Genomic DNA, 12008 nt, shown 5'->3' on the forward strand with positions numbered 1-12008 from the left:
AAATTTCACGAGCGATAAGGAGCGTCCATTGAGTGCTGTCTCCCCGAACCAGGCTCAGGATCTTGCATGGTTGCTGCGGGGGCTGGGCGAGGAGGTTCCGGTCATTCGCGGCAGCGTTCTGCTGTCCTCCGACGGCATGCTGAAAGCGGCGCACGGTTTCGACCGCGCCACCGCGGAGCAGTTCGCCGCGCTCGCCTCCGGCCTTTTCTCCATCGCCCGCAGCGCCGGAACGAAGTTCGACGGCAGCAACGAGGTCCGCCAGGTGGTGACGGAGCTGAAGTCCAGCCAGCTGTTCATTTCGTGGGCCGGCTACAACTCCGTCCTGGCGGTTCTGGCGAAGGGGGAGGCGGACCCGGCCGTCGTCGGGTTCGAGATGGCCCGGCTCATCAAGTCCGTCCGGCCGTTCCTCGGCACCGCGGCGCGGACGGCGCCCACCGCGAGCAACCCGAACCCGTCGCCATGACCGTCGGCGACGACGAACTGTGGCTCGACGACGACGCGGGGCCGCTGGTACGCCCGTACACGGTGACGTCCGGCCGCACCCGCCCCGCCGTCGACCTCGACCTGCTGTCCCTGGTGGTGGCGACCGGCCCGCCCCCCGCGTCGCTGGACCCGGAGCACGCCGCGGCGCTCGACCTGTGCCGCACCCCGACGTCGGTCGCCGAGGTCGCGGCGCACCTGCGGCTGCCCGTGGCGGTCGCCAAGGTCCTGCTCGCCGACCTCGTGCACTGGCGGGCACTGACCACGCGGGCGCCGCGCCCCACCGCCGACCTCACCGACCGAGACCTATTGGAGAAGCTGCTCGATGGTCTACAACGAGCCTGATGAGGTGTTCCCCACCCAGGTCAAGATCCTGATCGCGGGCGGCTTCGGCGTGGGCAAGACGACGTTCGTGGGCGCGGCGAGCGAGATCGAGCCGCTCAACACCGAGGAGCTCATCACCGCGGCCAGCGTCGGCATCGACAACCTGGGCGGGGTGGAGCAGAAGACCACGACGACCGTGGCGCTCGACTTCGGCCGCATCACGATCGAGCAGCACGGCATCGTCCTGTACCTGTTCGGCACGCCCGGGCAGCAGCGCTTCTGGTTCATGTGGGACGAGCTGTGCGCGGGGGCGCTCGGCGCCGTCGTGCTCGCCGACACCCGCCGCCTGGAGGCGTGCTTCGAGGCCGTCGACTTCTTCGAGAACCGGGGGACGCCGTTCATCGTCGCGGTGAACGAGTTCGACGGCGCGTTCCGCTACACGGCCGAGGAGGTGCGGGCCGCCCTGGAACTCGACCCGCGCGTGCCGATCGTGCTGTGCGACGCGCGGGACCGCGGCTCCGCCACCTCGGTGCTGCGGGCCCTGATCCGCCATCTCCTCGCCGCAGTGCCCGCCCCATCCGCCTGACCAGCCCGACCGCCCCGCCGCAGAGGGAGATCCCGTGACCCACGAACCGCTGTACGAGCCCGCCGGCCACCTCCTCACCCCCATCGACCACGAAGTCCCGCAGCGCGTCGCGCGCCTCCGCGAACTCGGCCTCGGGCAGGCGCCCGACCCCGAGTTCGACGCGTTCGCCCGGGACCTCGCCGAGGCCGCGCGGCGCCTCGTCGGCACCGGCGTCCCGCCGTTCGCGATGGTCAACTTCGTCACCGACCAGCAGTTCCTCGCCGGCCTGTACGCCCCGGAGGCCCCGGGCGCCGGTCCGGGCGGCGCCGTGCAGCTGGGCCGGGAGGTGCCGCTCGACCACGGGTACTGCCCGCACGTCGTCGTCCGGCGCAAGGCGCTCGTCCTGGACGACGTGTGCGACTACCCGCGCTTCGCCGGCAACCCGGTCGTCGACAAGCTCGGCATCCGGACGTACGTCGGCGCACCGCTCATCGACCGCACCGGCACGGCCCTCGGCACGATCTGCATCATCGACCAGGAGCCGCGCCCGTGGGGCCACCCAGGGCTGAACCTCATCAAGGAGCGGGCCGCGGAACTCGTGCAGCTGATCCGGCGGCGCGAGGAGGTGCTGGGCTGACCGCCCCGGTCACGCCTCGGCGGGGACGGGCACGGACCGCGAGAACCGCACCCCGGCCGGGGCCGGGACGGCGCCGTCCTCGATGCCGAGCACACCGGACGACAGCAGCCCGAACTCCGTGGCGACACCGGCGATGTCGGCCTTGAGGAACTCGATCGCCGCCCGCGCCTGCGCCGGGTCGGCGCCGGGCCTGCCGGCCCACCGCATGACCTGGCCGATGGCGAACGCGTAGGCGATGGCGCGGCCCGCGAGGACGAGGTGCTCCTGCCGGAGGTCCCGGTCGAGGAAGCCGAGGTCGAGCCCCTGCGAGGTGATAGCGGACGCGGTGAGCGGCCACTCCGCCAGGAACTTGCTGAGCGGCAGGCCGTCCGTCCTGGCGAGGCAGTACTCGGTGAGCTGCTGGCTGAGCAGGTCGTTGGTGCCGTCGAAGATGGTGTAGACGCGGGCGTCCAGGAACGCCTGCGCGGAGATGTTGGTGGGCGACCCGCACCGGTACCCCTCGCCGCCGGCGAGCTGCTGGTAGTGGTGCGCGGCGCTGAGCATCCGCTCGGTGGCGACCGTCTTGATCGCCTGGACGGCGGGGAACGCGCCGATCATCTCGGACTTCATGTCCAGCTCGGTCTGCAGGTAGTCGTTGAGCGCCGCGCAGATCGTGGCCGAGGTGTCGATCGCCGCGAGCCGGTAGCGGACGAACCGGATCGCCGACTGCGGGCCGGGACCGATCCGGCGCCGCTCGGCGTAGGCGTGCGCCTCGCGGCTGAGCCGGCGCAGGAACCCGGCGCCCATCGCCGCCATCATCGCGCGCGACGCCATGAGCATCTCGACCATGGGGCGCAGGTTCCGCCCGTCCGCCTGGATCCGGCGGTGCCGGGGGACGACCGCGTCGATCTCGTTCAGCCCGTAGTCGATCACCTTGAGGCCCAGCGGCTCGTACGGCTGCAGCGTGCGGAACCCCTCGCTGCGCTTGACGATGAAGTAGCCGTACTCGCGGCCGCGGTCGTCGTTCTTCGCGCTGACCAGCCACCAGTGCGCGCTGGAGCTGAACGCCTGCCAGTGCTTGCGGCCGCGGATGCGGTAGCCGTCCCCGGCCTCCTCGAACGTGGTGGTCATGCCGGACATCGCCGAGCCGCAGCCGGGCTCGGTCGAGGCGAACCCGGCGACCATGGGGTCGCCGCTCGCGTACTGCGGCAGGACCTCCCGCTTCGCCTCCTCGCTCGCCCACAGCGCGATGGGCCGCAGCGCCACCCCCGTGACGACGGTCACGTACATGCCGAGCGGAAGGTTCCACTCCGAGATCGCCTCCACGACCCGGCACATCTCGACGTGGCTGTCGCGGCCCCCGTACGCCCTCGGCAGCGTCGGAAGCAGCACGCCGGCCCTGGTGAGCAGGGTCCAGTCGTCCGCCGGGAGGTTCTGCTGCGGGTAGCTCGCGGTGTCGAATCGGGGGGCGACGGCCTGGATGCCGGCGATGAAATCGTTCGTGGACAGGGCCTGAAGGGCGTTCGTCATGGTTTCCGCTCTCACGGGTGGGCATTTCGTGCAGGGGAAGTCGTGAGATCTCGCTGATCAGAAAGACACACTGCTGCCCGATCGGCCTCCGGGCCGACCGCGCGAACCTCCTCGCCGAATCGGTTGCGTGAAACTCTCACGCCATACTGAAACGAACGATCACCAGACGCAAGGCGCTCCCGCCTGACCGTAATCAGCCACAGGCGAGTGGGGGCTGCAAACCGTGTTCCGTCCGCGCCCGCGAGTGCCGACGTGATCGACTTGGGATTGCTGAGTTTAATGTGCAACTAGCCGCCGGTGTGACGCGAGCGGCTCGTTTCCAGCGCCCATCCGGGCGGCCTCCCCGCTTGCGCCGGACGTTCCCGTGCCACCCGTCCCAGCGGCCCCAGGCGCGCCGCGAACACGAAGTCGGCGCAGCTCAGGACCGATTTCGTCGCGGGAACCGCACTGCGGCCGAGGATCCGGCGGAACCGGTTGACAGACTCCTCACCGGGTGCGAAAAATTCGTGTCCGACGTTCTGCGATCACGAATGATTCGATCTAGAAGAGGCTCTGCCGCCGAGCCGGATACGAGGCTCCCCCATCCGATACAAATCCCTAGCGGATCAGTTATTGCGGACATCTTCCCGAGATTGATGCATGCCCAGTAACGGTTTTCGGCGGCCCGGTAATGGTATCGGTCAGCACGCGTGACGGCCGGCGACGACCGCGCTCACCCCCGGACGATCACGACGAAAAACCGTCCGCTACCAATGGAATCGTCCATTTTTCGGCATTCCAGCGCCGTTTCTGCCGCCTGCATCTGCTCAGCGTCGTCGATGCCCTCAAGGCCGTCTGACGCTCGCACGTCGCCGCCGGGGCCGTCAGCGCCGTCCGGGCCTACGAGGTCTGCGGATTGGTGTAGACGCGGCGGGGCGCGATGAGCACGGCGGCCCGCCGTTCCTGCGCCATGACCCGGTCGTAGGCGTCCCAGTCGTCGTGCGTGCCGCCCGCGGCCCGGAAGACGTCCTGGAGCAGCAGCCGCAGCGCTTCGCCGTCGACGTCGGGGTGCAGGTCGTCCGGGCCGATGATCTGCGCGTCGCCCTCGACCGCCGCCCACTGCCAGCCCGCCCGGACGACGATCGTCGCCCGGGGGTCGGCGCGCAGGTTGTCCAGCTTGCGCGACCCGCCCCTGGCGACGAGCCCGACGACCCGCCCGCCCCCCAGCGGATGCTCCAGTACACCGGCGTTGACCACGGACGACTGGATGCTCCCATCGCTCCGCAGCGTGCTGACGACGCACAGGCCATGGTCGCGCGGTATCAACTCGGCGAACGCCGAAAGATCGGTCCCCATGCCCCCACTATCTCACGCGGCCTTGACGATAGGCAGGTAAATACCTGCATAATGGCCGGGTGAGCCACGGAGCGAACACGATGGACGCCGTCTTCAAGGCGCTGGCCGATCCGACCCGGCGCCTGCTGCTCGACCGCCTGCGCGAGCAGAACGGGCAGACGCTGCGCGAACTGTGCGAGCGGCTGGACATGGCGCGCCAGTCGGCGACGCAGCACCTCGACATCCTGGTGCGGGCCGGCCTGGTCACCGTCGTCCGGCGTGGGCGGGAGCGGCTCCACTACCTGAATCCGGCGCCGATCCACGAGATCGAGGAGCGCTGGATCTCCGTGTTCGACAAGCCGCGCCTGCAGGCGCTCAGTGCCATCAAGAATCGCGCAGAGGAGTACGCCATGACCGATACGTCCGTACCGAACTACGTCTATGTCACCTACATCCGCGCCGGCGCCGAGCAGGTGTGGCAGGCCCTGACGGACGCCGACCTCACCGCGCGCTACTGGGGGCACGCCAACGTCTCGGACTGGCGGCCGGGCTCGTCCTGGGAGCACCGCCGCACCGACGGGTCGGGCGCCGTCGACGTCGTCGGACGGGTGCTCGAAGCCGAGCCCCCGGTGCGGCTGGTCATCACCTTCGAGGACAGCCCCGACGCCCAGCGGGAACCGTCGGTCGTCACGTTCCTCGTCGAGCCGCACCAGGACATCGTGCGTCTCACCGTGACCCACGAGAACCTGCCCGACCGGGAGATGCTCGACGGGATTTCGAGCGGGTGGCCGGCCGTCATGGCGAACCTCAAGTCGCTGCTGGAGACCGGGGACGTCCTGCCGCAGGCGCCCTGGGAGATGTCCAGCGCGCACGCCTGACGCGCCGGCAGGAGGAAGCAGACATGATGGACACCGCACCGCTGCGGGCCGCGTACGGCGCGCTGCTGGACGCCGCCACCGCGGCCGAGCCCGGAACCGCGCCGCCGCCCGGCGAGTGGAGCGCCGACCAGATCCTGGCGCACGTCGTCCTGATCAACACCGCCACGATCGCGGCCGTCTCGTCCGCCGCCACCGGAGCGGTCACGACCTACGACAACCGCCTGGCGCAGGACGCATGGACCATCGACCGCGTCGTCACGCTCACCGGCGGCGGCGCGGGACTCCGGAACCGCATCGGCCACCAGGCGGACGCCTTGTGCGCGCTCGCCATGTCATGCGGCGAGGCCGAACTCGACACGCCGGTGCCCGCCCTGCTGCTGTCCAAGGGCGAGGTCCTCGTCGACCAGCCGATGCGGGTGCGAGACCTCGTCACCGGCCTCGCGGAGTCTGAGATCCCCGGCCACACCCGGCAACTCCGTGCCCTGCACGACTAGGCGGGCGCTTCAACGGCGAAGGGCGCGGACGGCGCGGATCGCGGACGGGCTGAGCAGCGGCCGCCAGGCCGTGAACAGCTCGGCCAGCGAATCACCGTGCGCGGCGCGCAGTTCGGGGGAAGCGGCCATCACGTCGAGTTCGTTGGCGACGGTGAGTTCGGCGAAGTCGCGGCGATCCGCCGCCGGAGGACGAAGAGCGGTCCCGGTGAAGCGGTCGGTGAAAGGGCCGTCAGGCGAGACCAGATGCGGATAGGACCGGGAGCGGTCGCAGCTCGCATACAGGTAGACCAGGCGTTCGGCCTCCGCCCCGATGACCCGGCTCAACTCCTCCCGCCACGTGCGGGCGCCGAGTGCCGTAGCGAAGCCGTCGGTTCCATAGAAGGCATGGCACAGGCCGGCGAGACGGAGCTCTGGGCGCGCTCCCCAATCGCCGAGCACCGCGTGGACGCGCCGCAGATGAGCCAGCAACGTGCCGCCCGGATGCTCCACACGCTCCGCCCCTTTGGCGAGCAGCAGTCTCTCCGCCTCGGCATCGGCGCGCATCGCCTGTCCCCCTACTCGAAGGTCGGCACCCGCCCGCTCGCCCATCCGCCGTCCGACCGTATGTCCCGGGGCACCAGCGCACGGCGCAGGCTTCGCGGGCGGGTTGCCGCCGCTAGCGGAAACCGTCCGGTTCCGTAGGAGGTAGCTTGGATCGGCAGCAGACTCCAGTCAATTCTTGGATTTCCTTATGGATCTCCAAGCGATACCTTTGGTGAGTGACACTCGACGATCTGCGGGTCTTCCTGGCCGTGTGCGAGAGCCGCAACCTGAGCGCCGTGGCGCGCGACCTTTCCTGCAGCCAGCCCGCGGTCAGCCAGCACGTCAGGCGGCTCGAACGGGAGATCGGCCTCACGCTGATCGAACGCCGTCCCCGCGGAGTCTCCCCGACCGACGCGGGCCAGGTCCTGTACCAGGCGGCGCTGACCGGCATCGCCTCGCTCGACGCCGCGCTGCGCCACCTCCGGGAGCTCCGCGACGGCAACGGCGGCACCTTGAAGATCACCACCGGGGGCGTGACCGTGCGGCACTTCATGCCGGACGCCATCACCGCCTTCCGCGACCGGCACCCGGAAGCGACCCTGCACTTCCAGTCCGCCCAATCCACCCGCCGCTGCCTGGAGCTGCTGCGCGGCGGCCAGGTGGACCTGGCATGGATCACCCTCGACGGGCCGGTGGCCGACATCCAGCAGCGCCCGGTCACCGACCTGCCATGGGTGCTCGTGGTCAACGCCGCCGACCCGCTCGCCGACAGGAGCACCATCGAGCCGTCCGACCTGCGCGGCATCCGCTACATCGCGCATCCGGCCAATTCGGCTTCGCACCGGCGCCTTGAGGAGAACTTCGTCCGCCTCGGATGCACGCCCTCGGAGACCGCCGGGGTCGCCGACTGGGACACGGCCGTCCTCCTCGCCGAACTCGGCGTCGGCCACGCCGTCCTGCCGTCCCTGCCCAGGCTGGCGCTCGCGCCGTCCAGTACAGTGCGGACCGTCCCGATCCCGGCGCTCTCCCCCATCACGGTGGGCTGGGCCGCCCGCCAGTGGGACGCGCTGAGCCCCCTGGCCACCGAATTCGCCGACCTGGTCGCCGCCGACCAGACCCGTCCGCACAGCGGATCAGCCGTCTCGTCCGGGTGACGGAATCGCGGGTCAGCCGAGGACGAAGGGGAGTTCCGCCGACAGCTCTCCCAGCGCGGCCCTCTCGGATTCTGTCGGGGAGCGGCGCCCGGTGCCGATGAGCAGCGCGTCCTTGTCGGAGAGCGACGCCGGGAACGGCGCACCGGCGATCTTCTCCAGTCCCTCCCGCGCGGCGGCGAGGGTCTCGGGCGGCGGATCGGCGGCCGAGGGCAGGTGCGCGATCAGGTCGAGGTGGTGCAGCGTCCATTCCATGACGTACGCGGACAGGTAGTCGCCGGCGGTCAGGACCATGTCCTGGGTGCTGACCCGGAGGTCGCGGTCGGCGAGTTCCGCGGCGCGGCCGGCGGCGGAGCCGACGTCGTCGAAGTGGAACCTCAGCAGGCTCGGGTCGCCGTAGGCGGCGGCCAGCCGCGGGATCAGCGCGTCGAGCGGGTCGTCGCCGGTCGGTGGGTCGACGAGCTTCCAGTAGGTGACCGCATCCGCGGTCGGCTCGGCGTCGGCCGGCGTGACCAGGGTGATCAGGACGTCCTGGGCGTCGATGACCAGGTGGCACACCAGGTCGCGGACGAGCCAGCCGGCGCAGCCGGACGGGCGCTCCCACTCGTCGCCCGAGAGTCCGCCGACCGCCGCGCGCAACGCCGTCCAAGAGCGAGAGAACAGATCCACTTCGGCAAAGTTAGTGCCGCTCCGAACCCACGGCCAACCCTGCCCGGCGCCACCGGAAAAGGAGTTGGCCGGACGGCGAGCGGCTGTTACCGTGCCGGAGGCCGTGGCATCGCGCGAGGAGGTGAGACCCATGAACGCTGTATCGATGTGGGTGCTCCCCTCGTCGTCACGGTAGGCGGTTCGACGTAGGGGTCGCCGGGAGCGCCGCAGCAGGCAAGGCACTCCCGAAAGGCGAAACCCATGAACTCTGTGCGTTTTACCGCGGAGACATCGTCCAACGGTGTCACCGAACGCGAATTCGCCGTGGGTGATATCCCCGGCATGCTCTGGACGCCCGATTCCGGCGGCGACCGCGCGCCTCTCGTCCTGCTCGGACACGGCGGCGGCCGGGACAGCAAGGCCCCGCCGACGGCCGGCCGCGCACACCTCCTCGTCGAGCACTGCGGTTTCAACGTCGCGGCCATCGACGCGCCCGGCCACGGCGGCCGCCCGCGCACCACGACAGACGAGCGGGAGATCGCCGCGATGCAGCAGGCGATGGCCTCGGGTGAGCCGGTCGGCCCGATCGTCGTCCCCTACAACCTGCATCTGGCGGAGCGCGCCGTGCCGGAATGGCAGGCGGCCCTGGACGCCCTCCAGGAACTGCCCGAGATCGGCGACGAAGGCCCGGTCGGCTACTACGGGCTGAACATGGGCACCGCGATCGGCATGCCGCTGACGGCGGCCGACCCCAGAATCACTGCTGCGGTGTTCGGCCTCTTCTGGCACGACGAATACCTGGCCGAGGTAGCGAGTCGCATCACCGTTCCAGTCGAGTACGCGCTCCAATGGGACGACGAGCACATCCCGCGGCAATCCGGCCTCGCGTTGTTCGACGCCTTCGCCTCAAAGGAGAAGACACTGCACGCGAACACCGGCACGCACAAAGAGCTGCCCAGGTTCGAGGCCGACAGCGCCGTGCGCTTCTTCGCCAGGCACCTGAGCGGCACGACGTCACCAGCCTGACATGACCGGTATCGGCGTCCACCAGCGTGTGGACGCCGATACCGGCCCCCACCGCAAGCGACCGCCTCCCCGGTGGCGACGAGTGCCACGGGCCGCGTCACATCGGCGCCATTACCGAGAGACGGTCTCAGTAGTCCAGGTCGGACTCGCGCGCTTTCGCACGCTGCGCGAACGCCCGCCACTCGGCCGCGCCGAACACCAACTGAGGACCATCCGGATCTTTGGAATCCCGCACCGCAACTACAGGAGCAAGCCCGATCTCCCACCCGAACTGGTGCAGCCAATCGAGGTTGGAATCGTCGAAACGACACCGAGCCTGTCCGAATGGCTGTGGCACTGGGCAGAGGGCGGAATGATTCGTCCGCGATTAGCGCTTCCAACGCCGTAGAGCGGGTGTGATCGCGGCGGCCGAACCGACGTCGATTCTGATCATCGCGCGGGGAGGACGACTTTTCCGTTGTCAGGGCTCTCGTACGGCCTTGAGTTCGATATCGAGGTCGAACGGCAGTGCGGTGGTGAGCCGGTCATGGTGGACGCCGGTCGCGACATATCCGCCTGTAGCGTCGTCCAACTCGTATGTGTAGATCGCGAACGCCGGTGCGGTCTGGTCGGTCTCCACGCGCCAGTAATGCCGAATCCGGGCCTCCGCGTACAGGGCCGGCTGTATCCGCCGGTCCTCGCGCTTGGTGGACGGCGACACCACCTCGACGACCAGAGCCACCAGATCGGCAGGGATGGGACGTTCGTAGACGTCGTGCTCGGCGGAGTAAACGACAATGTCGGGAGCGATCTCTACCGGCTCGACCTCGTCGTCATCCAGGAGGACGTCCACGTCGGTGTCGACCTGCCAAGCATCGGGGGCGGCGTCCTCGATACGGGTCGCCAAACGCCGGGCAATGCGCTGATGGATCGGGCGGAGGCGGGGGTTCACGACGAGTTCTCCGTGGATGAGGCTCACACGTACCGGGAGGTCTTCGGGCAGCGCCTCATAGTCTGCCCGGGTCCAGATGTCACCGGACGGCAATGGAAGAGTCAGCGATTGCATGGCTCGTTGCGCCTCCGGACAGGGTTGGTACGCGTACCCGGCCAGACTACCTTCAGCGCATTTTCCCGGCCCCCGGCAAACGCCGACCTGCTGATCGGCCGACGTGGCCACCGCCTCCAGCGCGGCTTGCGCTGATTCGTCAGGCGATGCGGTCGATGATCAACGGGTGGAGGGACGGCGTCCCGCCGTCCTCGATCTCGTAGGCGCCGTCGAGGGCTTCGAGAGCGCGCGCGAAGCGGGCCTCGTCGTCGGTGTGGAGGGTCAGGAGGGGCTGGCCCTTCGTGACCGTTTCGCCCGGCTTGGCGTGGCAGATCACGCCCGCGCCGGACGAGACCGGGTCTTCCTTGCGGGCGCGGCCGGCGCCTAGGCGCCAGGCCGCGACGCCCACCCCGTAGGCGTCCAGCCTCGTCAGGACGCCGGAGGACGGGGCCGTGACCGTGTGGGTCTCGCGGGCGGACGGCAGCGGCGCGTCCGGGTCGCCGCCCTGGGCGGTGATCATGCGGCGCCAGACGTCCATCGCGGAGCCGTCCTTCAGGGCGTCGGCCGGGTCCTTGCCCGCGACGCCCGCGGCGGCGAGCATCTCGCGGGCCAGGGTCAACGTCAGCTCGACCACGTCGGACGGGCCGCCGCCCGCCAGGACCTCCACCGACTCGGCCACCTCGACCGCGTTGCCCACCGCGTTGCCCAGCGGGCGGTCCATCGCGGTCAGCAGCGCGATCGTGCGGAGGCCGTGGTCGGTGCCGATCGCGACCATCGTCTCGGCCAGCTCGCGGGCGTCCCCGGCCGTCTTCATGAAGGCGCCGGAGCCGACCTTCACGTCCAGCACCAGGGCACCCGTGCCCTCGGCGATCTTCTTCGACATGATCGAGGAGGCGATCAGCGGGATCGACTCGACCGTCCCCGTCACGTCGCGCAGCGCGTACAGCTTGCGGTCGGCCGGGGCCAGGCCGCTGCCCGCCGCGCAGATCACCGCGCCCGCGCGGCGCAGGACGTCCAGCATCTCCGCGTTCGACAGCGACGCCTTCCAGCCCGGGATCGACTCCAGCTTGTCCAGCGTCCCGCCCGTGTGCCCGAGGCCGCGGCCGGACAGCTGCGGGACGGCCGCGCCGCACGCCGCCACCAGCGGCGCCAGCGGCAGGGTGATCTTGTCGCCCACGCCGCCCGTCGAGTGCTTGTCGGTGGTCGGGCGGTCCAGGGACGACCAGTCCATCCGCTCGCCGGAGCGGATCATCGCCTCCGTCCAGCGCGCCACCTCGGCGCGGGTCATGCCGTTCAGCAGGATCGCCATCGCCAGCGCCGACATCTGCTCCTCGGCGATGGCGCCCCGCGTGTAGGCGTCGACGGCCCAGTCGATCTGCGCGGGGGTCAGCTCGCCCCCGTCGCGCTTGGCGCGGATGACGTCGATGGCGTCCACG

General features: G+C 70.2%; 15 protein-coding genes. 8 read left to right on the forward strand and 7 right to left on the reverse strand.

Annotated elements, in window-relative coordinates:
• The first annotated feature begins 28 nt into the window (after positions 1-28).
• The 4 genes from ABTW95_RS11985 to ABTW95_RS12000 are packed head-to-tail and all read left to right on the forward strand — an operon-like array spanning position 29 to position 2006.
• Entirely contained in the window at positions 29-463 is a 435-nt protein-coding gene (locus ABTW95_RS11985) for a roadblock/LC7 domain-containing protein (RefSeq protein WP_500226256.1), read from the forward strand.
• Entirely contained in the window at positions 460-825 is a 366-nt protein-coding gene (locus ABTW95_RS11990; protein ID WP_396449843.1) for a DUF742 domain-containing protein, read from the forward strand. The genes ABTW95_RS11985 and ABTW95_RS11990 overlap by 4 nt, the downstream gene beginning before the upstream one ends.
• Positions 806-1390: a GTP-binding protein gene (locus ABTW95_RS11995; protein WP_396449844.1), complete on the forward strand. Its 585-nt coding sequence runs from the start codon at positions 806-808 to the stop codon at positions 1388-1390. Before ABTW95_RS11990 ends, ABTW95_RS11995 begins: the two co-directional genes overlap by 20 nt.
• 34 nt (positions 1391-1424) lie before the next feature.
• On the forward strand, positions 1425-2006 hold the full coding sequence (locus ABTW95_RS12000) for a GAF domain-containing protein (RefSeq protein ID WP_396449845.1): 582 nt from the start codon (positions 1425-1427) through the stop codon (positions 2004-2006).
• 9 nt (positions 2007-2015) lie between these two features.
• Here ABTW95_RS12000 and ABTW95_RS12005 read toward each other — a convergent pair whose 3' ends face one another.
• Both ABTW95_RS12005 and ABTW95_RS12010 read right to left on the reverse strand, forming a co-directional pair.
• Positions 2016-3515, reverse strand: a complete 1500-nt coding sequence (locus ABTW95_RS12005; protein WP_396449846.1) for an acyl-CoA dehydrogenase family protein — start codon at positions 3513-3515, stop codon at positions 2016-2018.
• Positions 3516-4394: 879 nt separating this feature from the next.
• Positions 4395-4850, reverse strand: coding sequence for a TIGR03618 family F420-dependent PPOX class oxidoreductase (locus tag ABTW95_RS12010; RefSeq protein ID WP_500226257.1), 456 nt, complete (start codon positions 4848-4850; stop codon positions 4395-4397).
• A 59-nt stretch (positions 4851-4909) separates the two neighbouring features.
• Between ABTW95_RS12010 and ABTW95_RS12015 the strand changes: the two genes are divergently transcribed.
• On the forward strand, positions 4910-5707 hold the full coding sequence (locus ABTW95_RS12015; RefSeq protein WP_500226258.1) for an ArsR/SmtB family transcription factor: 798 nt from the start codon (positions 4910-4912) through the stop codon (positions 5705-5707).
• Positions 5708-5730: 23 nt separating this feature from the next.
• The gene (locus ABTW95_RS12020; RefSeq protein ID WP_500226259.1) at positions 5731-6201 is read left to right on the forward strand and encodes a DinB family protein; all 471 of its coding nucleotides are present in this window, start codon (positions 5731-5733) and stop codon (positions 6199-6201) included.
• Between the two features lie 9 nt (positions 6202-6210).
• Here the strand turns inward: ABTW95_RS12020 and ABTW95_RS12025 are convergent, their stop codons facing one another.
• The gene (locus ABTW95_RS12025; RefSeq protein WP_500226260.1) at positions 6211-6744 is read right to left on the reverse strand and encodes a DUF6817 domain-containing protein; all 534 of its coding nucleotides are present in this window, start codon (positions 6742-6744) and stop codon (positions 6211-6213) included.
• A 215-nt stretch (positions 6745-6959) separates the two neighbouring features.
• Between ABTW95_RS12025 and ABTW95_RS12030 the strand changes: the two genes are divergently transcribed.
• On the forward strand, positions 6960-7877 hold the full coding sequence (locus ABTW95_RS12030) for a LysR family transcriptional regulator (protein ID WP_396449851.1): 918 nt from the start codon (positions 6960-6962) through the stop codon (positions 7875-7877).
• A gap of 12 nt (positions 7878-7889) precedes the next feature.
• On the opposite strand, the gene ABTW95_RS12035 is transcribed toward ABTW95_RS12030, so the two are convergent.
• The gene (locus ABTW95_RS12035; RefSeq protein WP_500226261.1) at positions 7890-8543 is read right to left on the reverse strand and encodes a maleylpyruvate isomerase N-terminal domain-containing protein; all 654 of its coding nucleotides are present in this window, start codon (positions 8541-8543) and stop codon (positions 7890-7892) included.
• Positions 8544-8783: 240 nt separating this feature from the next.
• Here ABTW95_RS12035 and ABTW95_RS12040 point away from each other — a divergent pair, with 240 nt between their 5' ends.
• Positions 8784-9548: an alpha/beta hydrolase family protein gene (locus tag ABTW95_RS12040; protein WP_500226262.1), complete on the forward strand. Its 765-nt coding sequence runs from the start codon at positions 8784-8786 to the stop codon at positions 9546-9548.
• 127 nt (positions 9549-9675) lie between these two features.
• Here the strand turns inward: ABTW95_RS12040 and ABTW95_RS12045 are convergent, their stop codons facing one another.
• The 3 genes from ABTW95_RS12045 to ABTW95_RS12055 all read right to left on the reverse strand — a co-directional run bounded on the left by ABTW95_RS12045 (position 9676) and on the right by ABTW95_RS12055 (position 12007).
• Positions 9676-9885 (reverse strand): DUF397 domain-containing protein, encoded by a 210-nt coding sequence (locus ABTW95_RS12045; RefSeq protein ID WP_396452415.1) that lies wholly within the window; start codon positions 9883-9885, stop codon positions 9676-9678.
• Between the two features lie 123 nt (positions 9886-10008).
• Positions 10009-10593, reverse strand: coding sequence for a Uma2 family endonuclease (locus tag ABTW95_RS12050; RefSeq protein WP_500226263.1), 585 nt, complete (start codon positions 10591-10593; stop codon positions 10009-10011).
• A 139-nt stretch (positions 10594-10732) separates the two neighbouring features.
• Positions 10733-12007 carry a thymidine phosphorylase gene (locus ABTW95_RS12055; RefSeq protein ID WP_396452411.1) on the reverse strand — a complete coding sequence of 425 codons (1275 nt, stop codon included), beginning with the start codon at positions 12005-12007 and terminating at the stop codon, positions 10733-10735.
• Position 12008: the final 1 nt, after the last annotated feature.

This window comes from Spirillospora sp. NPDC127506 (genome assembly GCF_040302145.1).
Classification (GTDB): domain Bacteria; phylum Actinomycetota; class Actinomycetes; order Streptosporangiales; family Streptosporangiaceae; genus Spirillospora.

Bases quoted from the DNA above. Each gene is read 5' to 3' on its own strand.
- ABTW95_RS11990 (WP_396449843.1), top strand. From the start codon at position 460: ATGACCGTCGGCGACGACGAACTGTGGCTCGACGACGACGCGGGGCCG.
- ABTW95_RS11995 (WP_396449844.1), top strand. From the start codon at position 806: ATGGTCTACAACGAGCCTGATGAGGTGTTCCCCACCCAGGTCAAGATC.
- ABTW95_RS12005 (WP_396449846.1), bottom strand. From the start codon at position 3,515: ATGACGAACGCCCTTCAGGCCCTGTCCACGAACGATTTCATCGCCGGC.
- ABTW95_RS12010 (WP_500226257.1), bottom strand. From the start codon at position 4,850: ATGGGGACCGATCTTTCGGCGTTCGCCGAGTTGATACCGCGCGACCAT.
- ABTW95_RS12020 (WP_500226259.1), top strand. From the start codon at position 5,731: ATGATGGACACCGCACCGCTGCGGGCCGCGTACGGCGCGCTGCTGGAC.
- ABTW95_RS12025 (WP_500226260.1), bottom strand. From the start codon at position 6,744: ATGCGCGCCGATGCCGAGGCGGAGAGACTGCTGCTCGCCAAAGGGGCG.
- ABTW95_RS12040 (WP_500226262.1), top strand. From the start codon at position 8,784: ATGAACTCTGTGCGTTTTACCGCGGAGACATCGTCCAACGGTGTCACC.
- ABTW95_RS12050 (WP_500226263.1), bottom strand. From the start codon at position 10,593: ATGCAATCGCTGACTCTTCCATTGCCGTCCGGTGACATCTGGACCCGG.